Consider the following 20,185-nt stretch of genomic DNA (forward strand, 5'->3'; position numbering starts at 1 on the left):
TCACCCGAACCTCGCCGCAAGCAGCACCAGGATCGCGGTCTCCGCAACCTGCTCGGCGCCGCCAAGCACATCGCCGGTCTGGCCGCCGATCTGCCGCCTTGCCAACTGCGCCATGATCAGCGCGCTCACACCGGCCGCGATCGCCGCCAGCAGCGCGCTGCTGAACGGCAGCGCGAGGATTGCGATCACCAGTGCGAGACCAGCTGCGACCACGGCAATCATGCCATCAGGCCGGCCGGCATTGGCCGCAAGCCCATCTGCGCGCGCATAGGGCAGACTGATCGCGATCCACGGCAACACACCGCGACCGAGCGCATGCGCCACGATCAGGCTCTGCACCACCATGCCGTCGGGAATGGCCGCAAGCGCTGCGAGCTTGGTGGCAAAGCTCACCACCAGCGCCAGCGCGCCATAGGTACCGAGCCGGCTGTCGCGCATGATCTCAAGCTTGGCTGCGATATCGCGGCCGCCGCCGAACCCGTCGGCGACGTCGGCGAGCCCGTCCTCATGCAGCGCGCCGGTCAGCAGCGCGCCACCGCCGAGCGCGAGCGCGGCCGCGGCAAGGTCCGGCACGCCGACGGCCCGCAGCAGCAGGCAGAACAGGCCGATCGCAGCGCCGATGCCGGCCCCGACCAGCGGGAACAGCCGCTGCGCCCGCGCAAAGCTCTCCGGCCGTGTGCCGTCCGGATGAGGCATCGGCAGACGGGTCAGAAAGGCGGTCGCGGTCCTGAGATCGTCGAGCCATTGATTCATGGTGAAGGCCTGAAAATTGGGCTAAAGCGCGATGAGATCGGACGCAATCTCATCGCGCTTTAGCTTCTTGTTTGAGCATGATCCATTCGGAAAACCGCTTCACACTTTTCCGGATCATGCTTTAGCTTGCGCCCCGCTCGACGAGGGAATCGCATGCAGTTCAGTACTCTAGACGACATCCGCAGCTTTTGTCGCGACCTGCCCCAGGGCGATGAGGCGAGTGCCGCGGCCGCTACGGTTCGCCAGCAGAACCTGACCAAGCCGCCGGGCAGCCTCGGCCGGCTGGAAGAAGTTGCGATCTGGCTGGCGCGCTGGCAGCAGCGCGAGATCCCGCGGCTCGATAAGGTCACGATCGCGGTGTTCGCCGGCAATCACGGCATCGCCGAGCGCGGCGTCTCCGCCTTCCCCGCCGAAGTCACCGCGCAGATGGTCGCGAACTTCGCCGCGGGCGGTGCTGCGATCAACCAGATCGCAAAGCTAGCCGGCGCCGAGCTGCGCGTCGAACCGCTCGAGCTGGCGCGCCCGACCCGCGATTTCACGATGGCGCCGGCGATGGACGGCGCCGATTTCCTCGTCGCGTTCGATACCGGCTGGCGCACGGTGCCGGAGCAATGCGACCTGCTGGTGGTCGGCGAGATGGGGATCGCCAACACCACAGTCGCCGCAACGCTGTGCGCGGCGTTGATGGGCGGGCGCGGCGCGCGCTGGGCCGGCCGCGGCACCGGCGTCGACGATGCCGGCCTGCTGCGCAAACGCACCACGATCGATACCGCGCTCAAGATCCATCGCAACCTGCTCGACGATCCCCTCGCCGTCGCGGTCGCGCTCGGCGGGCGCGAGCTCGCGGCCATCGCCGGCGCCGTGCTGGCGGCGCGTGCGCGATCCATCCCGGTGCTGCTCGACGGCTTCGTGGCGACATCGGCGGTGCTGCCGCTGGCGCGGCTTGCGCCCGGCGGCCTCGCGCATTGCCGCGCCGGGCATGTGTCGGCCGAACTCGGCCACCGCGAATTGCTGCGCGAACTCGCCCTCGCCCCCCTGCTCGATCTCGAGATGCGGCTCGGCGAAGCCTCCGGCGCAGGAATCGCGATTCTGCTGCTGCGCGCCGCGCTCGCCTGTCACGGCGGCATGGCGACCTTTGCCGAGGCCGGCGTCTCCGGCGCAGGCTGAGGTCGGGATCGCCGGAACCGCTCCCAAAAAGCCGGTGGACAAGTGGCCGGCGGCGGCGTTGCCGGTGCGGTGCTCATGGCAATCGTGGGCGCGCTCAAGAACCGGGCAGCCTGAAACTCGTTTCATCGCGACAGGGGCATCGGTCTTGACGATGCCCCATTCCGGCGCGAGCCTTGCGACACCGGATGCGGCGAGACCTCGATCGCATCGTCGGCAGGATTGCGCTGATGAAAGTACTTGTCGCGGCCGCAGCACTCTGCGCAACGGTTTGCTGCGCACAGGCCGATGTTCGTATCCTCGCCAGCCCCGGCGGGCAGGTCGGCCCGTTCATCGACCTGTTCGACAAGGTGCGCGAGTCCGGCGAGCGCGTGGTGATCGACGGACCATGCCTGTCGGCCTGCACGCTGGTGCTCTCGATGGTGCCGAACGACCGCATCTGCGTGACGCGGCGCGCCGTGCTCGGCTTCCACGCCGCGCGCTCGATCGACCGGCGCGGCCGAACCTATGCCGAGCCGGAAGCGTCAGAGGCGGTGCTGGCGGCCTATCCTCCGCCGGTGCGCGGCTGGATCGTGCGCCGCGGCGGCCTGACCTCACGCCTGCTGCTGCTGCGCGGCCGCGAGCTCGCGGCGATCTATCCGCGGTGCAGGTGAGAGCCCGGCTTCGTCGGGTGGGTTAGCGAAGCGTAACCCACCGTCTTTGGTCCACGTGACCGGCGGCGGGTTACGGCTTCGCCTAACCCGCCCTACGATTCTGACGTTGGTCTTCGGCCTACATCTGCTGCGGGCAGTTCACCATCCAGGGAATGCCGAACTGGTCGACGCACATGCCAAACCCGTTGGAGAAGAAGGTCTTGCCGAACGGCATGGTGACGGTGCCGCCTTCCGACAGCGCCTTGAAGCGGCGCTCGCCCTCGGCCGGATCCTCGACCTGCAACGCGACGTGAAAACCCTGCGGCTTCTGGAAGTGGCCGGGTGGGGCGTCTGAGGCCATGATGATCTCGCCGTCGATCGTGAGGCGAGCGTGCATGATCTTGTCCTTCCAGCCGGGCGGCGTCTGCATCTCCGCATTGCCCTCGCCATAGGGGAAGGATTCCTCAATCCGCGCACCGAGAACCTTCTGGTAGAAGTTCAGCGCCGCGCCGCAATTGCCGTCGTAGGACAGATAGGGGTTGACCTGCATCACATGCTCCCTTGGGTAGATTCTCGTTTTGACGCGTTTTCTTCACGCGAACGGGTAACCACTTCGCTCGAAAACGCTCGCTATTTTTCCGTCAGCTTCTTCAGATTGGCGAGACCGGCCTCGAAATCCCTGCCGATCATGTGATCCAGGTTGATGAACACCTGCATCACCTTCGACATGAAGACGGCCGGACCATACATGGTCCATGTGACGCTGGTCGCATCTCCCTGCGGCAGCATTGTGAACTCGGCAGTGTTGTGGCCCTCGAACGGCTTGAGGAAGTCGAGCTTGATGACGACCTTCGACGGCGCCGCGGATTGCAGGATCTCCATGCGGCCGGCGCCGACATTCTTGTTGCCGTCCCAGGCATAGGCCGCGCCCGGCCCGCGCCCGGCGCCGCTATAAATCCGCTTCATGGCCGGGTCCCGGTTCTCGTAAGGCGACCAGACCGTCCACTGACGGAAATCGTCGATCAACGGAAAGATCCGATCGGCCGGGGCGTTGATGCTGATCGCACGCGTCACCCGCAACGTGCCCGGCTTGGTCGCCGCAAGGACGAGAATGACGGCGATCGCGACCGCGAGGATGACAGCGATAATGGCGATGGTTTCGAACATGACCTTCTCCGGGGGAATGAACTGAGGAATAGCTTAGCGACGGAACGGCAGCAGCGCGCGCAGATTGCCGTCGCGCAGATAAAGCCCGCCCCACACCATCAGGCCGAGATAGAGCCCGAACAGCGTGTGGGTGAACAGCGGGCTGCCGATCCGCACATGCGATGCGATCGCGCCGCCGAGATAGCCGGTGAGCAGGATGGCGCCGAGGATCGAGGTCGGCGGCACCGAGTACAGCAGCGTGCAGACGATGGTGATGATGCCGAGGCTGCGCGCCAGCGTGTCGCTCGCCCCCCAGCCCATCTTGTCCATGGTCTCGGTGACGACCGCCAACGGCACCAGCTTGATCGCGCCGTCGAACAGCAGGAACAGGACGACCACGCCGCTCATGACACGGCCGGTGATGCGGGCGGGCTTTGAGATTTCGGTGTCGACGATCGTCGGCATGACAGGCTCCGTAACGCTTGGTGATGCTCTCTGCCTTCATGACGAACGGGGGAATGCGGGACCGACAGTGCGCGGCAAGAATTTTTCGCAAGCGCAACCCGAGTTGCGGGAGCAACGCACACATTGGTCAGCTCGCCCCGGGCTTACCCCTCTCCCCACCCTCCCCCGCAAGGGGGGAGGGAGCCTGACCCACGTGCTCACCTGACACGATCTACTGGCGACGTTCGTGGACTGACGTGAGGAAGCCACCGGCGGAAGGGTTCCCTCCCCCCTTGCGGGGGAGGGTTAGGGAGAGGGGTACCGCACGGGAAGTTTCTCAGCACGGACACGAACGACGCGCGACAAAGCGCGCCGCTACTTCACCTTCGCATTGCGCGGCTGGCTGTCGCGCATCAGGCGGTCGATATGCATGCGGATGTGGGCGGCCTCAGCCGTGGTGTTGGCGAGCGCGATGGCGCGGTCGAAGGCGACGTGGGCTTCCTCGTTGCGGCCGAGCTGCATCAGGAAGGCGCCGCGCACGCCGAAGTAATGAAAATAGTTCGCAAGCCGCGGCGCCAGCGGCTCGATCATCTCGAGCGCGGCTTCCGGCCCCTTCACCTTGGAGACCGCAACCGCGCGATTGAGCGTGATCACCGGCGACGGCTGCATGATCTCGAGCGCGCCGTAGAGCAGGTCGATCTGGGTCCAGTCGGTATCCTCGGGCTTTTCCGCGCGAGCGTGCAGGGCTGCGATCGCAGCCTGCACCTGATAGGGCCCGCTGCGACGGTGACGCATCGCCTTGTCGATCAGCGCGAGGCCCTCCGCGATCAGCTTCTGATTCCAGAGCGTGCGATCCTGGTCGTCGAGCAGGATCACCTGCCCGTCGGCGTCGAAGCGCGCCTCGGCGCGGGCGTGCTGCAACAGCAATAGCGCCGTCAGCCCCATGATCTCCGGCTCGCTCTGGAACAGCCGCAGCAGCAGGCGGGCGAGCCGGATCGCCTCCTCGCACAGCGGCGCGCGGATTTCGGCGGTGTCGCCGCTCGCCGAATAGCCCTCGTTGAAGATCAGGTAGATCATCGCCGCGACCGAGGCGAGCCGCTCGCTGCGCTCGACCGCGCCCGGCGTCTCGAACGGCACGTTGGCGTCGGCAACGCGGGCCTTGGCGCGCGTGATGCGCTGCTCCATCGCGGCTTCCGTGACCAGGAAGGCGCGCGCGATCTGCTTCACCGAGAGGCCCGAGACGATGCGCAGCGCCAGCGCGATCTGCTGGGTCGCCGGCAGGTCCTTGTGACAGCAGATGAACAGCAGCCGCAGGATGTCGTCGCGGTAGTGCGAGCCGTCGAGCCGCTCGGCGATCTCGTCCTCGGCGTCGTCAAGATCGGAGATCGCCTGGTCGTCGTCGGGCAGCGGCTCCTGCTTCTTGCTGCGCCTGATGTCGTCGATCGCGACATTACGGCCGACCATGATCAGCCACGCCGCGGGATCGCGCGGCGGGCCGTTCTGCGGCCAGCTCTTCAGCGCCCGCAGGCAGGCGTTCTGGAACGCCTCCTCGGCGGTATCGAGATTGCGGAAGTAGCGCAGCAGCGCGCCAACCGCCTGGGGACGCGCCGACGTCAGCGCGGCATCGATCCAGGCGGTGTCGGTCACGCTCACGCTTTCGTACCCCCTTGATTGAAGTAGCCGACCGGGCGGATCTCATAGGTGCCGCCGGGGTTGGCCTCGCCGAGGTCGCGCGCGATATCGAGCACCTCGTCGAGGTTCTTGCCCTCGACCAGGTAGAAGCCGAGCAGCTGCTCCTTGGTCTCGGCGAACGGGCCGTCCAGCACCAGCGGCGGGTTTTCCTTGCGCAGCGTGGTCGCCGCGGTGGTCGGCAGCAGCCGCGCCACCGGGCCGAGCTTGCCCTGCTTGGCCAGCTTGTCCTGCACGGCGGACAATTTCTGCATGACCGAGGCGTCGTGCTCCTTGCTCCAGGAACCGACCATGTCTTCGTCATGATAGCAGAGGATGGCGTACAGCATCGAAAAGGCATCTCCGTTCATTGCAAGAACGAACGATTATGCCCGCAGCCGACAGGACGCGCGAAAGAAATTTAGGTTCCGGATGCCGGCGATGGATTCGATCGAAGGCTCATCGCGCCGGGACGGTGGACGCGGCGATGACGCGTCACGCCATCACCGCGACGATCATGGCGCGGTTACCAATAGACCCCGTAACGCGCGGCGATCCGGCGTGCCTTGGCCTCGTCGCTCTCTCGGCGGACGTGGCTCTTCTGCACGGGCCGGGACGCCTGCTGCCGTGGAGCCTCCGTCGGCTGGGCCTGCGTCTCCGCCGGCTGCGCTTCAGCCTGTGCCGGAGCAACGGCCGGTTGCGCCTGGACGGGCGTATCGGCATTTGCGAGCACCAGGCCGCGGCTCTGGCCGGCGTGCGCGGTGGTGGCGATGGCGAGGATGAAAGCCGAGCTCAGGATCAGTTTGCGCATGGAAGTTCTCCCCGGTTGATGGCAGGAGACTATGCGGCGGGTCGAGCCCGCTCTGTGACATGAGTCACATTGACTTTGGAGGTATCTGGATGGGTAAGGGCGCACTCGCGCTGCTGATCAATGGCGGCTCGGAAAACTGGTCGCCGGCACGCTGGAAGACGCGGTTCGACACCGTCTGCGCGGACCGCCCGGTCGTGTTGCTGCCGGACGGCGCGCTTGATCCCGCCGACGTGCACTACGCCGCGGTATGGAAGCCGAAGCCGGGCGAGCTCGCAGCGTTCAAGAACCTGCGCGTCATCTTCAATCTCGGCGCCGGCGTCGATGCGCTGATGGCCGACCGTTCGCTGCCCGACGTGCCGCTGGTGCGGGTCTCGGTCTCCGATCTGACCGACCGCATGACCGAATATGTCGTGCTGCACGTGCTGATGCATCACCGCCAGGAGCTTTATCTGCGCGAGTCGCAGCGAAAGAAGTACTGGGCACCGAACTATCAATGGGCGGCGAACGCGATCACCATCGGCGTGATGGGGCTCGGCACGCTGGGCGCGGCCTCGGCGCAGGCGCTGCGCGCGCTCGGCTTCCGCGTCGTCGGCTGGAGCCGCAGCGAGAAGCGGATCGACGGTATCGCCTGCTATCACGGCACCGACGGCCTCGACGCCTTTCTGCGCGAGACCAACATCCTGGTTTGCCTGCTGCCGCTGACGCCGGATACGCGCTATGTGCTGAACCGCGATACATTCGCCAAGCTGAACCGCAACAGCCCGCTGGGCGCGCCCGTCATCATCAATGCCGGCCGCGGCGGCTTGCAGAACGAGGCGGATATTTTGCGCGCGCTCGATGACGGCACGCTGGGCGCCGCCTCGCTCGACGTATTCGAGACCGAGCCGCTCCCGGAGGCGAGCCCGTTCTGGAACCACCCGAAAGTGGTGCTGACCCCGCACAATGCCGCCGACACTGACGCCGACGAGATCTCGAAATACGTCGCACAGCAGATCGCGCGCTTCGAGCAAGGTGGGGAGCTGGAGAACGTGGTCGATCGCAAGCGGGGGTATTAGGGCAAGCGGTGGGATATTTAAGGCAGTGTCGTCCCGGGCAAGCGAAGCGCGACCCGGGACCCATAACCACCGCCGTTCGTGATCAAGAGAGCTGTGGCCCCAGCTTGCCGCAACAACGACAAGCTGTGGTTATGGGTCCCGGCTTTCGCCGGAACGACAAGCGGAAAGGCCGCCGCCTCACCCCATTTCCGCAACGACCTCAGCCAGCCGGTCGTAAGCCGGCTCGACGCCTTTCTCGATGCCGGAATTGAGATGGCCGTCGCGCGCCTCCTTGGTGGGATGGCGGATCGTGGTCGTCAGCGTGGTCTTGCCGCCCTCCTCGACGAAGGTCGAGATCACTAGATACTCGTCGCTGGTGAAGCCCGGCATCGAGAAGGTTTCGCCGAACGCGAGCCGCTCTGGACGCACCACTTCGCGATAGGTGCCGGCGAGTTCGTGCTCGATGCCCTCGGACGAGCGAAACACGAACCGATAGGCGCCACCGACGCGCAGGTCGACTTCGCACACCGGCATGGCGAGCGTCTCGCAGCCGAGCCAGCGCACCAGAAATTCCGGCTTGGTCATCGCATCGAACACAAAGCGCCGCGGCGCGTCGAACTGGCGCGTCATGGCGAATTCGAAATCCGACGGGGTCGTGATCCTCAGCGTCTTATCCACGCGTGCGTCCACGTTGCTTCTCCTTCGTTACTCTGACTTTACGGTTGTTGACTTTGCGGGTGGTACGCGGCGGGGCCTCTGCGGCCTCCTCCGCCTTCATCTCCTCGAGCAGGCCGTCGAGGCGGTTGAAGCTCTCGTCCCAGAAGCGGCGGAAATTCCCGAGCCAGCCATCGACCTGCTGGAACGAGGCGGGCGCAATGCGGCACGGCCGCCACTGCGCCTCGCGCCCGCGCGAGATCAGCCCGGCATGCTCCAGCACCTTCAGGTGTTTCGAGATCGCCGGCAGGCTCATGTCGAACGGCTTTGCCAGCTCCATCACCGAGGTCTCGCCCAGCGCGAGCCGCGCCAGGATCGCGCGCCGGGTCGGATCGGCCAGCGCCGCGAAGGTCGAACTGAGGGGATCGGGCGGCATTACTTAGCTCATCGGTTAAATAACCTTTCGGTTAAGTACGCCCGAACGACGCGCGCGTCAACCGCCGATTTTGGCCGCTGACGCGCGAGACGGCCCTTCACTCCCTCTCCCCGTTCTTACGGGGAGAGGGTTGGGGTGAGGGGCTGCCTCCGCGTATCCGATAGTCACTGTGCTCGCGGAGACTCCCCCTCACCCGGATCGCATCTTCGATGCGATCCGACCTCTCCCCGCACGCGGGGCGAGGTGAAGCCGAGTCTGTCGCTCTACGATTTGCGCGCGAAGGTGACGTGCGTGGCGTTCGGGCTCGCGACATGCGACACGACGGCATAGCCGAGCGCAGGCAAGTCGAGCCCTGCGAACAGATTTTCGCCGCCGCCGAGCAGCACCGGCGACAGCGCCAGTTGCAATTCGTCGAGCAACCGCGCCTCAAGAAATTGACGGACCAGCGACACGCCGCCGCCGATCCGGATGTCCTTGTCTCCTGCAACGGCGCGTGCCCGCTCGAGTGCGGCGTGGATGCCGTCGGTCACGAAGTGAAACGTGGTGCCGCCTTCCATCTCGATGTCGGGGCGTGCGTGATGGGTCAGCACATAGGTCGGCGTGTGATACGGCGGATTGGGCCCCCACCAGCCTTTCCAGGCATGATCCGGCCACGGCCCGCGGATCGGGCCGAACATGTTTCGCCCGAGGATCCAGGCACCGATATTCTCCATCGCCTTGCGTGCGATCTCGTCGTCGAGCCCGGTGCTGCCGCCGTCCTGGCCGAAGGTCTGGCGGAACGTCCGCGTCTGGAGGAACCAGCCGGGCAGCACCATGCCGCCTTCGCCGAATGGATTTTCAAGGCTCTGACGCGGCGCCGCGCCAAATCCATCGATCGAGACCGAGAACGCTGAAGTCCTGACTTTTCCCATGAGATTCCACTTCCGTGAGTGAGGAGACCTGACGGAGGACGGCCGGGAAAAACAGCGCCCGACATTTGCCGCGGAGAAAATTCGCGGCGGCTATTTCGGCCCGCACATCACGTCGATGGCGCCCTTCACGATTGCCTCGAGTTCCCGGCGCGGCACGCGGGCACGGGCGCGGATCGCGATGGTGTGGATGGTGGCGGAGGCAAGATGCGCCAGCGACGCCGGATCGGCACCGTCAGGCAGCTCACCGCGCTCCTTGGCATGGCGGAAGCAGATGCCGAACGCCTTGTCGAGCTCGGTCAGGCCCTCCAGCACCATGGTCCGGATGTCCGGATCCGACACCGCTTCGGACGCAGCTGTCATCACCGTGAAGCAGCCGCGCGGACCGGACTCGCCGGAGAGATAGATGTCGAGCGCGATGCGATAGATGCGTTCGAGCCGCTCGCGCAGCGGTGCATCGGCGCGGAAGATGTCGACCATCGCGGCGCGCGCCTCGCTGCGATAACGCTGGTAGCTCTTGATGTAGAGCTCGCGCTTGTCGCCGAACGCACCGTAGAGGCTCGGCCGGTTCATGCCGGTCGCTGCACTGAGATCATCGAGCGAGGTCGCGGCAAAGCCGTCGCGCCGGAACAGATCGAGCGCCTTGCCGAGCGCGACATCGGGCTCATAGGCGCGCGGCCGCCCGCGGCGCTTCGGTGCGACCGGCGCCTCGATTTTGGCAGCAGATGGCGGCTTCTTACTTTTTTGTACCATTTCGCATTAAATTCCTTGACCGGACTAATATTATCCAGGACAGTACAAAAATCAACAACGGCCGGAACACCCGTGCCAGACGCCCCAAGGAGGCACCAATGGACCTTTATTTCTCGCCGCTCGCCTGCTCGATGGCGACCCGCGTCGCGCTCTATGAAGCCGGCCAGCCGGCCAACTATCTCGAGGTCGATCCGAAGACCAAGCAGGTGCGCAACGACGGCACAGACTTCAACAAGGTCAACCCGCTCGGCCTCGTGCCGACGCTGCGCACCGACGACGGCGTGGTGCTGACCGAGAACGCCGCGATCCTGCAATATGTCGCCGACCAGTTTCCGCGGTCCGGCCTCGGCTCCGCGTCGAACGCCGAGCGTTCAAAGCTGCATCAATGGCTGTGCTTCATCGGCACCGAGCTGCACAAGGGCCTGTTCCTGCCGCTGCTCGACAAGAAGGCGCCGCCGGAAGCCAAGACCTATGCGCTGGAGAAATACGTCTCGCGGCTCGACTATGTCGAAAATCATTTGAAGGGGCGCGAGTATCTGCTCGACCATTTCAGCGTTGCCGACGCCTATCTCGTCACGGTCATCAACTGGACCATGGCAACGCCGCCGATCGAGCTCGCGAAATGGCCGGCGCTGAAGGCCTATCACGAACGTCTGCGCACCCGTCCTTCGATCGCGAAGGCGATCGCGGAAGAGTTCGAACTCTACAAGGCCGAGATCGCGCGGCACAAGGCAGCGGCGTAAATTGATGCATAAGGTGAACGGCCTCCGAACGGGGCCGTTCACCCTTCGAGGCTCGCTGCGCTCGCACCTCAGGATGACGGGGCGGGGTTACGCGAGCTGGTTGAAGGAAGCCGCGGGCTAACCTCTATCACCGTCATGCTGAGGAGCGCGGAACGCGCGTCTCGAAGCATGACGGCCCAGCTCTCACCGTCAGAACGGCTCCTGCCCCAAGCCCGGCACATCGGCCGGACGCGGGCCCGGCGCGGGCCAGTGGAAGCGGCGATCTTTCTCCGAGATCGCGATGTCGTTGATCGAAGCTTCGCGGCGGCGCATCAGGCCGTGCTCGTCGAACTCCCACTGCTCGTTGCCGTAGGAGCGAAACCAGTTACCAGCGGCATCGTGCCATTCGTACTGAAAGCGCACCGCGATGCGGTTGCCGTCGAACGCCCAGAGATCCTTGATCAGGCGATACTCCAGCTCCTTTTCCCATTTGCGGGTCAGGAAGGCGACAATCGCCTCGCGTCCCGCGAACACCTCTGAGCGGTTGCGCCAGCGGCTGTCCTCGGTATAGGCGCCGGCAACCCGAACGGGGTCGCGCGAATTCCAGGCATCTTCCGCCATGCGCGCTTTCTGCGCGGCGGTCTCGCGGGTGAAGGGCGGCAGTGGCGGGCGTGACATTGGCGATCCCTCGCGGTTGTTTTGTCGCGCAAATCTATCCCCGCGCCACGCAGAGTCGATGGGGCGTTTCCTATCGGCCCATAGCTAGACCAGATCAGCCTTCATCAGCGCGCGGATGGACTTCGGAATCGGCTGCGCGCGGCCGCCGCTGACGAAGGCAACGCGCACCTGCGCCTTCACAAGCACGTCATCGCCGCGCCTGACCTCCTGCGCCAGCATGATAGAGGCGCCCTTCACCGCGATCGGCCAGGTCACGACGTCGAGCATGTCGTCCATCCGCGCAGGCTTGAGGAAGTCGAGCGTCATCGAGCGCACCACAAAGGCGAAGCCGCCGGTCTCCTCTTGCGCTTCCTCGAACAGCGCATTCTGTTCGGCGCCCATCAGGCGGAGGTGATTGGTGCGGCCACGTTCCATGAACCGCAGATAGTTGGCGTGGTAGACGATGCCGGAAAAGTCAGTGTCTTCGTAGTAGACGCGGACCTGCATATGGTGGCGGCCGTCGCGGATCGCGCCGTCGATATGGGGTAAGGTCAATTGCGGCCCCTCGATTGAGGTCGTTTGAGCATGGTCTCTTCGGAAAACCGCTGCGCACTTTTCCGGATCATGCTCTGGAACAACAATCGTGTTGCGCAAATTGCGCGATCACGCAAGCGCGGTCAGGACACCACCGGCCCTTTTGCGCCGAGTGTCACCTGCACGATCTCGGGCGGCACGCCGAGGCGGAACGGCATGATGCTGCAGCCGAGGCCGCCGGAGACGACGACGTCGCATTTCAGCTTGATATGGCCATAGGCGAGCCGCATGCCGTGCTTGACCGGCACCGCCGGCGACCAGCCGAGCAGCCGGATCTGGCCGCCATGGGTGTGGCCGGAGAGTTGCAGCGCGACGCGCGAGGGCACGCGGAGCGCAACGTCGGGCTCGTGCGCGAGCAGGATCACCGGCGCGTCGTCGGTGACCTTCGCGAGTGTCCCGTTGAGATCATCGACGCCGATCCGCTTGATCTCGCGATAGCGCCGCGCCGCCATGAAGGCGAGCTGGTCGCCAAGGCCGGCGAGCCAGAACGGGCGGCCGTCCTTGGTGAGCCGCACCGCGTCGTTCTCGTAGACCGGGATGCCCGCGCGCTCCAGCGCACGGCGCGCGACCGGGGTGCCCTGCCCTTGCCGCTGCACCGTCTTGTCGTCCCAATAATCGTGATTGCCGAGCACGGCATGCACGCCGAGCGGCGCCTTCAGGCCCTTCAGCACTGCGGCCCATTCGGAGGCCGGAATGAAGCGCGTGACATGGCGCAGCCCCGCGACATAGTCGCCGAGCAGCACGATGATGTCGGGGTTCAGCGCGTTGGTGCGTTCGACGATCTCGGCGATGCGATCGAGCGACATCCAGGGATCGCAGGCATGAATGTCGGCGAGCGCGACAATCTTGAGCGGGAAATCCGACGGCCATTGCCGCGGCGACAGATCGTAGCGCGTCAGCGTGAGCCGGACGACCGGCTCGCTCAGGCCATAGGCCGCGGTCGAGGCGGTGGCGGCGGTCAATCCGCCGGCGGTGCGCAGAAAGTTTCGACGTGAAATCATGGGCGTGTGATCGGTGATGCCTGAACGACCATAGGCCCTTTGATTGGAGCGAAATTGGGCCCCGTTTGTGCAGACGGCCTGCAGACGCTTCGCAATGGTTACTGCGAATGGTTACCTGCAGCGCTACGCGCCGCATCAACACGTCTTTTCACGTCTTCGAGAGCGGAGGCTCAGTCCTCGTCGCCATTGCCGCCGAACAGGCCGAACTGCGATGGGTCGCGGTTCGGTTCGGCGAGGCCGAGATGGCGGAACGCGTGCGAGGTCAGCAGCCGGCCGCGCGGGGTGCGCTGCAAATAGCCGCACTGGATCAGATAGGGCTCGATGATGTCCTCGATCGCATCGCGCGGCTCCGACAACGCCGCCGCCATGGTCTCGACGCCGACCGGCCCGCCGCCATAGTTCAAGGCGATGGTGGTGAGATAACGCCGGTCCATCGCATCGAGGCCGGCGCTGTCGACCTCGAGCGCGCTCAGTGCGCGGTCGGCGATGCCGCGGTCGATGGCGTCGGAGTCCGCAGCAGAGGCAAAGTCGCGCACCCGGCGCAACAGGCGGCCGGCGATGCGAGGTGTGCCGCGGGCACGGCGTGCGATCTCGTTGGCGCCATCGGGGCTCATGCCGATGTTGAGCACGCGGGCGCCACGGGTGACGATCTTCTCCAATTCCTCCACGGTGTAGAAGTTGAGCCGGATCGGAATGCCGAAGCGGTCGCGCAACGGGTTGGTGAGCAGGCCTGCGCGCGTCGTCGCGCCGACCAGTGTGAACTTCGACAGCTCGATCTTCACCGAGCGCGCCGCAGGACCTTCGCCGATGATCAAATCGAGCTGAAAGTCCTCCATCGCGGGATAGAGCACTTCCTCGACCGCCGGGCTGAGACGATGGATCTCGTCGATGAACAGCACGTCGCGCTCTTCAAGATTGGTCAGCAGCGCCGCCAGGTCGCCGGCCTTCGCAATCACAGGGCCCGAGGTGGCGCGGAAACCGACGCCGAGCTCGCGCGCGACGATCTGCGCCAGCGTGGTCTTGCCGAGGCCGGGAGGACCGACGAACAGCACGTGATCCAGCGCCTCGCCGCGCTTCTTCGCCGCCTCGATGAAGATCGAGAGATTCTTGCGCGCCTGCGCCTGGCCGACGAACTCCGTCAGCGACTGCGGACGCAGCGCGGTGTCGCCGACATCGTCGGAGCGGCGTTCGGGCGAGACCATGCGCGAGGGCGTGTTCACTTCGACAATTCCTTAAGCCCCAGCCGGATCAGCTGCGCGGTCTCGGCGCTCTCACCGGCGCTGCGCGAGGCGGCGGCGATGGCGGCGGCGGCCTGCGGCTGGCCGTAGCCGAGATTGACCAGGGCGGAGATCGCATCCGTCACCGGACGCGGCGCGCGGTTGTTGTCGATCGCACCTGACAGCTGCACCACCGCGGGATCAACATCGGCAAAGCCCGGCGCCTTGTCCTTCAATTCGCTGACGATGCGCTCGGCGACCTTCGGCCCGACGCCGGGCGTGCGTGCCACCGCCGCCTTGTCGCGCAGCGCGATGGCATTGGCGAGATCGGTCGGCGGCAGCGTGCCGAGCACCGCCAGCGCGACCTTGGCGCCGACGCCCTGCACGGTCTGCAGCAGGCGAAACCATTCGCGCTCATGATCTGAGCGGAAACCGAACAGCTTGATCGCGTCCTCGCGGACATAGGTCTCGATCGATAGCACGGCCGCGCCGCCCGGCGACGGCAACGCCTGCAACGTACGGCTGGCGCAATGCACCTGATAGCCGACGCCGCCGACGTCGAGGATCACGTAATCTTCGCCGTAGGAATCGATCAGGCCCTTGAGCTTGCCGATCATAGGTTCGCCACCCTGAGCCGCAGCGCCGCACTCTGGCGGTGATGCGCGTGGGTGATCGCGATTGCGAGCGCGTCGGCGGCATCGGCGGTCGGCGGCTCGGCTTTCGGCAGCAGGATCTTCAGCATCACCTGGATCTGGTTTTTCTCGGCATGGCCGGCGCCGACCACGGTCTTCTTGACCTGGTTCGGCGCGTATTCGGCGACCGAGATACCGAACATTGCGGGCGCCAGCATGGCGACGCCGCGGGCCTGGCCGAGCTTCAGCGTGGCAACGCCGTCCTTGTTGACGAAGGTCTGCTCGACCGCGGCCTCCGCCGGCCTGTAGTCGCCGAGCACGGCGGCGAGCCCCTCATGGATCGCGAGCAGCCGGCTTGCCAGCGGCAGATCGTCCGGCGGCTCGACCGAACCGCACCCGATATAGACCAAGCGGTTGCCTTCGGTCTCGATCACGCCCCAGCCGGTGCGGCGGAGACCCGGATCGATACCGATGATGCGGACGGGAGAGCGAATCGGCTGGGCTGTCATGGGCTAGTGATACCGCCTGGCCTGCGAGAACGAAACACAAACGGAGGCTCATCCCCTGCCGCGGTCGGCTCGTTATCCGGCCTCTCTCGTCATCCCCCGCGAAAGCGGGAGAGTCCAGTACGCCGCGGCCCCTCGGCTCAATCGCAGGTCTCTGGAATACTGGATCGCCCGCCTTCGCGGGCGATGACAGCGGTGTGTCAGGCGAGGGCGAGGCTCTTACCCGCCCATCTTCGCGATCAGCGCGTCGGACACCTCGAAATTGGCGTACACGTTCTGCACGTCGTCGTGCTCGTTGAGCAGGTCCATCAGCTTCAACAGCTTCTCGCCGGTCTCATCGTCGACCGCGACGGTGTTCTGCGGCTTCCAGGTCAGCGCCGCCTTGCGCGGCTCGCCGAACTTGGCTTCCAGCGCTTTTGCCACTTCACGGAAGGTGTCCTGCGAGGCGTAGACCTCGTGGCCGGCCTCGCTCGAGACCACGTCGTCGGCGCCGGCCTCGATCGCGGCGTCCAGCATGGCGTCGTCGGAGGCGACCTTGGCGTCATATTCGATGATGCCGGTGCGGTCGAACATGAAGGCAACCGAGCCGGTTTCGCCGAGATTACCACCCGACTTGGTGAAGAAGGAGCGGATGTCGGAGGCGGCGCGGTTGCGGTTGTCGGTCAGCGCCTCGACGATCACGGCGACGCCGCCGGGGCCGTAGCCCTCGTAGCGGATTTCGTCATAGTTCTCGCCCTCATTGCCCGCGGCCTTCTTGATGGCGCGGTCGATATTGTCCTTGGGCATGTTCTCGGCGCGGGCCGCCACCACGGCGGCGCGCAGCCGCGGGTTCATCGCCGGGTCCGGGGTGCCGAGCTTGGCCGCCACGGTGATTTCGCGGGCCAGCTTGCCGAAAAGCTTCGACTTCTGGGCATCCTGCCGGCCCTTGCGGTGCATGATGTTCTTGAATTGGGAATGGCCGGCCATGCGACGTCTCTTCGGAGCTTAGGGTCTGAACGGGGATGGAAAACGCGGCCTTATAGGCCCCTGGCGGTCAAAATCAAAGATCGGCGGGGGCCGTCCGGCGGAGGAATACTACCGCAAGCCGGAATATGAGGCACTTGTTAACCATGACTTCATGCCCCGATGCGAGGATCGCACCCGTCCCGCCGTAACTTTCCCAGAGCCCCCCGGAATTCCCATGGCGTTCGGTTTGTTTCGCAAGCAAGTGCCGGAGCCGGCTGCGCCGGCCATCGCGCCGCCGGTTCCAGCCGCGGCCGAAACCACGACCGAGACTGATTCGGCCAAGGAGATCTTGGAGCTGCTGGAACTCGAGCTCGGCGCGATGATCCGCCAGCTCGAGCGCGCCGCGGGCTCGGTCGCCGACGGCGCCGAGGCTACCGCCGCCAAGCTTGCCACCATCCGCGCCCGCACCGACGCGCTGACCGGCCATAGCAGCGATGCGCAGAGCACCGCGACGACATTTTCGGAGGCCGCCAACCGATTCACCCATTCCGCCGAGGGCATCGGCCAACAGGTGCGCAGCGCCAGCCAGCTCGCCGACGACGCCGCGGCCGCGGCGCGCGAGGCCACCGCCAATGTCGATCGGTTGCGCGAATCCTCGGCCGCGATCGGCAATGTCGTCAATCTGATCGCGCAGATCGCACGGCAGACCACGCTGCTGGCGCTGAACTCGACCATCGAAGCGGCGCGCGCCGGCGCCGCCGGCAAAGGCTTTGCGGTCGTCGCCACCGAGGTCAAGGCACTCGCGGTGCAGACCCAGAGCGCGACCGAGGAGATCACCCGGAAGATCGAGGCGCTGCAGAAGGACGCCACCGGGTCGGCCGACGCCGTGCACCGCATCTCGGAAGCGATCGACAAGATCCGTCCGGTATTCGAGAACGTCAACGGCGCGGTCGCCGAGCAGAACCAGATCACCGGCGAGATGGGCCAGAACGCGGCCTCCGCCTCGACCTTCATCGTCTCGGTCGGCACCAGCGCCGGCGAGATCGACAGCGCAACCCGCGAAGCCGCCGCGCATGGCGACGATGTCGCCAAGGCCGGCAAGGCGGTGACCGCCTTCGCGCAAAAGCTCAAGGCGCGCTGCGCGGTGCTGCTGCGCCAGAACGAGCGCGGCGATCCGCGCAAGAACGAGCGGCTGCCCTGTAGCCTCACGATCGAGATTGCCACCGCGCGCGGCACCATCACCGCGCCGGTCTACGAGCTCGCGATGGACGGCGTCTTGATCGGCGGGCCGGACGCCGAGAAGCTGCCGGCTCAGGAGACCCTGAGCGCGACCCTGCAAGATGTCGGCGCATGCCGGATCAGGATCGCCGACCGCTCCAAGGCGGGCGTACAAGCGCGTTTCGAGGCGGCGACCGCGGCGTTGCGCGAGAAGATCGAAGACCGGATGTGGGCGATCCACGAGGAGAACGCCGAACTGGTCGCCCGGGCGATGGAAGCCGGCCACGCGCTGAGCAAGATCTTCGAGAGCGGGCTTGCCGGCGGCGCGCTCACGCTCGACGACGTGTTCGATACCGACTATGTCGAGATCGCAGGCACCAACCCGGTGCAGTACCGCACCAAAATGTTGGACTGGGCGGATCGCTCGCTGCCCGCGCTGCTCGAGGCGTTCCTTGCCAAGGACAAGCGCCTGGCGTTCTGCGCAACCGTCGATCGCAACGGCTACCTGCCGGTCCACAACAAGATCTATTCGCATCCGCAGCGGCCGGGCGACGTCGCCTACAACACCGCCAATTGCCGCAATCGCCGCATCTTCAATGATGCCGCGGGCCTCGCCGCAGCGCAGAACCAGCGCGCCTACCTGGTGCAGAGCTACGCGCGCGACATGGGCAACGGGACCACTGTGATGATGCGCGAGATCGATGTGCCGATCCGGGTTCGCGGCCGACACTGGGGCGGGTTCCGAACCGCCTACAAGCTCTGAGTGCACGCTCAGGCAAGACGGGCTTCGCGAATCACGCTCTGGATCGGATTGGGGAATGCTGCGGCGGCTCGATGGGCCGCTGTGACGGGAGGACGTGCTGATATGTCGGCTGCGCAACTTGCAGTGCTGGATACGTCATCGAACCGGACGCTGGCCGAACGGCTGGTCGACCAACTCGCGGACCGCATCGGCGGGCTCGGGGTCGAGCTTGCCGACATCGCCGGCAACGTCCAGGAGGTCGCGAACCGGGTCAGCAACCAGTCGGAACGGTTCCACCATTTGCAGGAGACCGCCGAGATCATGGTCTCGGCCAATCACGACATCGCCAACGCCTCACAGGCGGTGCAGACGACTGCATCCGCCGCGGTCGGCCAGATCGCGGAATCGCGCGACGTGGTCGAGACCGCGGTCAGCCACATCGCGGAGCTCGTCGCCGCGGTCGGACGGATCGAGGCGCGGCTTGCTGCGGTCGGCTCCGCGCTGAGCCAGGTCGCCAAGGTCTCCGGTTCGATCGAGGCGATCGCCAAGCAGACCAATCTCTTGGCGCTCAACGCCACCATCGAGGCGGCGCGCGCCGGCAATGCCGGCCGCGGCTTCGCGGTGGTCGCGAGCGAGGTGAAGAACCTCGCCGAGGCGACCCGCCAGGCGACGCACCAGATTTCCGATACCGTGCGCGATCTCGACGGCCAGATCGGCAGCCTGATCGGCGAGAGCAGCGATGCCTCGCTGCGCGCCAAGAGCGCCGGCGAAGGCGCCCAGCAGATCTCGGGCATCATCAGCCGCGTCCAGGAAGGCTTCTCATCCGTCGGCGCCGAGATCGGCAACGTGGCGCGCGCCGCGACCTCCAATCTCGGTCATTGCGACACCGTGATCACCGAGCTCAACGAACTCGCCAAGGGCGTCGATCTCTCCTCGCGCGACCTCAAGCACGCCGACAGCCGCGTCGCGAAGCTGCTCGAGCTGTCCGAGAGCCTGATCGTCACGATCGCCGACAGCGGCGTCGAGACCACCGATACGCCGCTGATCCGCGTCGTGATCGATACCGCGAAACAGATCTCCGAGCTGTTCGAGAATGCGATCGCGCGCGGCGAGATCACGCTCGCGCAATTGATGGACGAGAAGTACCGCGAGATCGCCGGCACCAATCCGAAGCAGTATCTGACCGACTATGTCTCCTTCACCGACCGCGTGCTGCCCGCGATCCAGGATCCGATCCAGAAGATCGATCCGCGCATCGTGTTCTGCGTCGCCTGGGCGCGCAGCGGCTATCTGCCGACCCACAATCCGAACTACCGGCTGCCGCAGGGGCCGGACCCGGTGTGGAACAACGCCAATTGCCGCAACCGCCGCTTGTTCAACGACCGCGCGGTGAGCAAGGTCGCGGCGAATACAAAACCGTTCCTGCTGCAGACCTACCGCCGCGACATGGGCGGCGGCAATTTCGTGCTGATGAAGGACCTGTCATCGCCGATCGTCGTGAACGGCCGCCACTGGGGCGCGTTCCGGATGGGTTATCGACAGGGCTAG

At 65.9% G+C, this 20,185-nt stretch carries 24 protein-coding genes; 6 read left to right on the top strand and 18 right to left on the bottom strand.

Features of this window, described 5'->3' with window-relative positions; translation table 11 throughout:
• Window positions 1-753, bottom strand: coding sequence for an adenosylcobinamide-GDP ribazoletransferase (gene cobS / locus JQ616_RS02840; protein ID WP_212012063.1), 753 nt, complete (start codon window positions 751-753; stop codon window positions 1-3).
• 153 nt (window positions 754-906) lie between these two features.
• On the opposite strand from cobS, the gene cobT reads away from it, so the two are divergent.
• A complete protein-coding gene (gene cobT, locus JQ616_RS02845) occupies window positions 907-1,920 on the top strand; it encodes a nicotinate-nucleotide--dimethylbenzimidazole phosphoribosyltransferase (protein WP_212012065.1) in 1,014 nt (337 codons plus the stop codon).
• Window positions 1,921-2,147: 227 nt separating this feature from the next.
• The gene (locus tag JQ616_RS02850; RefSeq protein ID WP_212012068.1) at window positions 2,148-2,570 is read left to right on the top strand and encodes a hypothetical protein; all 423 of its coding nucleotides are present in this window, start codon (window positions 2,148-2,150) and stop codon (window positions 2,568-2,570) included.
• A gap of 118 nt (window positions 2,571-2,688) precedes the next feature.
• On the opposite strand, the gene JQ616_RS02855 is transcribed toward JQ616_RS02850, so the two are convergent.
• The 6 genes from JQ616_RS02855 to JQ616_RS02880 form a co-directional block, all read right to left on the bottom strand.
• Window positions 2,689-3,099: a VOC family protein gene (locus JQ616_RS02855; protein ID WP_212012070.1), complete on the bottom strand. Its 411-nt coding sequence runs from the start codon at window positions 3,097-3,099 to the stop codon at window positions 2,689-2,691.
• Window positions 3,100-3,179: 80 nt separating this feature from the next.
• Window positions 3,180-3,716: an SRPBCC family protein gene (locus JQ616_RS02860; protein ID WP_212012072.1), complete on the bottom strand. Its 537-nt coding sequence runs from the start codon at window positions 3,714-3,716 to the stop codon at window positions 3,180-3,182.
• Window positions 3,717-3,749: 33 nt separating this feature from the next.
• On the bottom strand, window positions 3,750-4,160 hold the full coding sequence (locus tag JQ616_RS02865) for a DoxX family protein (RefSeq protein ID WP_212012075.1): 411 nt from the start codon (window positions 4,158-4,160) through the stop codon (window positions 3,750-3,752).
• 354 nt (window positions 4,161-4,514) lie between these two features.
• Window positions 4,515-5,792: an RNA polymerase sigma factor gene (locus tag JQ616_RS02870; protein ID WP_212012076.1), complete on the bottom strand. Its 1,278-nt coding sequence runs from the start codon at window positions 5,790-5,792 to the stop codon at window positions 4,515-4,517.
• The gene (locus tag JQ616_RS02875) at window positions 5,789-6,157 is read right to left on the bottom strand and encodes a YciI family protein (protein WP_212012078.1); all 369 of its coding nucleotides are present in this window, start codon (window positions 6,155-6,157) and stop codon (window positions 5,789-5,791) included. The genes JQ616_RS02870 and JQ616_RS02875 overlap by 4 nt, the downstream gene beginning before the upstream one ends.
• A gap of 176 nt (window positions 6,158-6,333) precedes the next feature.
• On the bottom strand, window positions 6,334-6,618 hold the full coding sequence (locus JQ616_RS02880; protein WP_212012080.1) for a hypothetical protein: 285 nt from the start codon (window positions 6,616-6,618) through the stop codon (window positions 6,334-6,336).
• Between the two features lie 89 nt (window positions 6,619-6,707).
• Here JQ616_RS02880 and JQ616_RS02885 point away from each other — a divergent pair, with 89 nt between their 5' ends.
• Window positions 6,708-7,673: a 2-hydroxyacid dehydrogenase gene (locus JQ616_RS02885; RefSeq protein WP_212012081.1), complete on the top strand. Its 966-nt coding sequence runs from the start codon at window positions 6,708-6,710 to the stop codon at window positions 7,671-7,673.
• Between the two features lie 177 nt (window positions 7,674-7,850).
• Here JQ616_RS02885 and JQ616_RS02890 read toward each other — a convergent pair whose 3' ends face one another.
• From JQ616_RS02890 to JQ616_RS02905, 4 genes are all read right to left on the bottom strand, one after another.
• Window positions 7,851-8,342: an SRPBCC family protein gene (locus tag JQ616_RS02890; RefSeq protein WP_212012082.1), complete on the bottom strand. Its 492-nt coding sequence runs from the start codon at window positions 8,340-8,342 to the stop codon at window positions 7,851-7,853.
• Entirely contained in the window at window positions 8,323-8,742 is a 420-nt protein-coding gene (locus JQ616_RS02895) for an ArsR/SmtB family transcription factor (protein ID WP_212012083.1), read from the bottom strand. The genes JQ616_RS02890 and JQ616_RS02895 overlap by 20 nt, the downstream gene beginning before the upstream one ends.
• Window positions 8,743-9,005: 263 nt before the next feature.
• Window positions 9,006-9,653 (bottom strand): dihydrofolate reductase family protein, encoded by a 648-nt coding sequence (locus JQ616_RS02900; RefSeq protein WP_212012084.1) that lies wholly within the window; start codon window positions 9,651-9,653, stop codon window positions 9,006-9,008.
• A 90-nt stretch (window positions 9,654-9,743) separates the two neighbouring features.
• A complete protein-coding gene (locus tag JQ616_RS02905; RefSeq protein WP_212012085.1) occupies window positions 9,744-10,403 on the bottom strand; it encodes a TetR/AcrR family transcriptional regulator in 660 nt (219 codons plus the stop codon).
• A 98-nt stretch (window positions 10,404-10,501) separates the two neighbouring features.
• Between JQ616_RS02905 and JQ616_RS02910 the strand changes: the two genes are divergently transcribed.
• Window positions 10,502-11,146 (top strand): glutathione binding-like protein, encoded by a 645-nt coding sequence (locus tag JQ616_RS02910; RefSeq protein WP_212012086.1) that lies wholly within the window; start codon window positions 10,502-10,504, stop codon window positions 11,144-11,146.
• 189 nt (window positions 11,147-11,335) lie between these two features.
• On the opposite strand, the gene JQ616_RS02915 is transcribed toward JQ616_RS02910, so the two are convergent.
• The 7 genes from JQ616_RS02915 to JQ616_RS02945 form a co-directional block, all read right to left on the bottom strand.
• Entirely contained in the window at window positions 11,336-11,803 is a 468-nt protein-coding gene (locus JQ616_RS02915) for a DUF1348 family protein (protein ID WP_212012087.1), read from the bottom strand.
• 84 nt (window positions 11,804-11,887) lie between these two features.
• Entirely contained in the window at window positions 11,888-12,289 is a 402-nt protein-coding gene (gene ybgC / locus JQ616_RS02920) for a tol-pal system-associated acyl-CoA thioesterase (protein WP_212013128.1), read from the bottom strand.
• Between the two features lie 170 nt (window positions 12,290-12,459).
• On the bottom strand, window positions 12,460-13,377 hold the full coding sequence (locus JQ616_RS02925) for a metallophosphoesterase (RefSeq protein ID WP_212012088.1): 918 nt from the start codon (window positions 13,375-13,377) through the stop codon (window positions 12,460-12,462).
• A gap of 170 nt (window positions 13,378-13,547) precedes the next feature.
• A complete protein-coding gene (ruvB, locus tag JQ616_RS02930) occupies window positions 13,548-14,597 on the bottom strand; it encodes a Holliday junction branch migration DNA helicase RuvB (RefSeq protein WP_212012090.1) in 1,050 nt (349 codons plus the stop codon).
• Window positions 14,594-15,211, bottom strand: a complete 618-nt coding sequence (gene ruvA / locus JQ616_RS02935; protein ID WP_146993126.1) for a Holliday junction branch migration protein RuvA — start codon at window positions 15,209-15,211, stop codon at window positions 14,594-14,596. The genes ruvB and ruvA overlap by 4 nt, the downstream gene beginning before the upstream one ends.
• Window positions 15,208-15,735 carry a crossover junction endodeoxyribonuclease RuvC gene (gene ruvC, locus JQ616_RS02940; protein WP_212012091.1) on the bottom strand — a complete coding sequence of 176 codons (528 nt, stop codon included), beginning with the start codon at window positions 15,733-15,735 and terminating at the stop codon, window positions 15,208-15,210. Before ruvC ends, ruvA begins: the two co-directional genes overlap by 4 nt.
• A 216-nt stretch (window positions 15,736-15,951) precedes the next feature.
• Window positions 15,952-16,698 carry a YebC/PmpR family DNA-binding transcriptional regulator gene (locus JQ616_RS02945; RefSeq protein WP_212012092.1) on the bottom strand — a complete coding sequence of 249 codons (747 nt, stop codon included), beginning with the start codon at window positions 16,696-16,698 and terminating at the stop codon, window positions 15,952-15,954.
• Between the two features lie 214 nt (window positions 16,699-16,912).
• Here JQ616_RS02945 and JQ616_RS02950 point away from each other — a divergent pair, with 214 nt between their 5' ends.
• Complete coding sequence (locus tag JQ616_RS02950; protein WP_212012093.1) at window positions 16,913-18,658, top strand: methyl-accepting chemotaxis protein; 1,746 nt, start codon at window positions 16,913-16,915, stop codon at window positions 18,656-18,658.
• Window positions 18,659-18,760: 102 nt separating this feature from the next.
• The gene (locus JQ616_RS02955; protein ID WP_212012094.1) at window positions 18,761-20,185 is read left to right on the top strand and encodes a methyl-accepting chemotaxis protein; all 1,425 of its coding nucleotides are present in this window, start codon (window positions 18,761-18,763) and stop codon (window positions 20,183-20,185) included.

The sequence above is a fragment of the Bradyrhizobium tropiciagri genome, assembly GCF_018130545.1.
Taxonomy (GTDB): domain Bacteria; phylum Pseudomonadota; class Alphaproteobacteria; order Rhizobiales; family Xanthobacteraceae; genus Bradyrhizobium; species Bradyrhizobium tropiciagri_A.

Coding starts and splice junctions, on each gene's coding strand:
- cobS (WP_212012063.1), bottom strand. CDS start 753: ATGAATCAATGGCTCGACGATCTCAGGACCGCGACCGCCTTTCTGACC.
- cobT (WP_212012065.1), top strand. CDS start 907: ATGCAGTTCAGTACTCTAGACGACATCCGCAGCTTTTGTCGCGACCTG.
- JQ616_RS02850 (WP_212012068.1), top strand. CDS start 2,148: ATGAAAGTACTTGTCGCGGCCGCAGCACTCTGCGCAACGGTTTGCTGC.
- JQ616_RS02855 (WP_212012070.1), bottom strand. CDS start 3,099: ATGCAGGTCAACCCCTATCTGTCCTACGACGGCAATTGCGGCGCGGCG.
- JQ616_RS02860 (WP_212012072.1), bottom strand. CDS start 3,716: ATGTTCGAAACCATCGCCATTATCGCTGTCATCCTCGCGGTCGCGATC.
- JQ616_RS02865 (WP_212012075.1), bottom strand. CDS start 4,160: ATGCCGACGATCGTCGACACCGAAATCTCAAAGCCCGCCCGCATCACC.
- JQ616_RS02875 (WP_212012078.1), bottom strand. CDS start 6,157: ATGCTGTACGCCATCCTCTGCTATCATGACGAAGACATGGTCGGTTCC.
- JQ616_RS02880 (WP_212012080.1), bottom strand. CDS start 6,618: ATGCGCAAACTGATCCTGAGCTCGGCTTTCATCCTCGCCATCGCCACC.
- JQ616_RS02885 (WP_212012081.1), top strand. CDS start 6,708: ATGGGTAAGGGCGCACTCGCGCTGCTGATCAATGGCGGCTCGGAAAAC.
- JQ616_RS02895 (WP_212012083.1), bottom strand. CDS start 8,742: ATGCCGCCCGATCCCCTCAGTTCGACCTTCGCGGCGCTGGCCGATCCG.
- JQ616_RS02900 (WP_212012084.1), bottom strand. CDS start 9,653: ATGGGAAAAGTCAGGACTTCAGCGTTCTCGGTCTCGATCGATGGATTT.
- JQ616_RS02905 (WP_212012085.1), bottom strand. CDS start 10,403: ATGGTACAAAAAAGTAAGAAGCCGCCATCTGCTGCCAAAATCGAGGCG.
- JQ616_RS02910 (WP_212012086.1), top strand. CDS start 10,502: ATGGACCTTTATTTCTCGCCGCTCGCCTGCTCGATGGCGACCCGCGTC.
- JQ616_RS02915 (WP_212012087.1), bottom strand. CDS start 11,803: ATGTCACGCCCGCCACTGCCGCCCTTCACCCGCGAGACCGCCGCGCAG.
- ybgC (WP_212013128.1), bottom strand. CDS start 12,289: ATGCAGGTCCGCGTCTACTACGAAGACACTGACTTTTCCGGCATCGTC.
- JQ616_RS02925 (WP_212012088.1), bottom strand. CDS start 13,377: ATGATTTCACGTCGAAACTTTCTGCGCACCGCCGGCGGATTGACCGCC.
- ruvA (WP_146993126.1), bottom strand. CDS start 15,211: ATGATCGGCAAGCTCAAGGGCCTGATCGATTCCTACGGCGAAGATTAC.
- ruvC (WP_212012091.1), bottom strand. CDS start 15,735: ATGACAGCCCAGCCGATTCGCTCTCCCGTCCGCATCATCGGTATCGAT.
- JQ616_RS02945 (WP_212012092.1), bottom strand. CDS start 16,698: ATGGCCGGCCATTCCCAATTCAAGAACATCATGCACCGCAAGGGCCGG.
- JQ616_RS02950 (WP_212012093.1), top strand. CDS start 16,913: ATGGCGTTCGGTTTGTTTCGCAAGCAAGTGCCGGAGCCGGCTGCGCCG.
- JQ616_RS02955 (WP_212012094.1), top strand. CDS start 18,761: ATGTCGGCTGCGCAACTTGCAGTGCTGGATACGTCATCGAACCGGACG.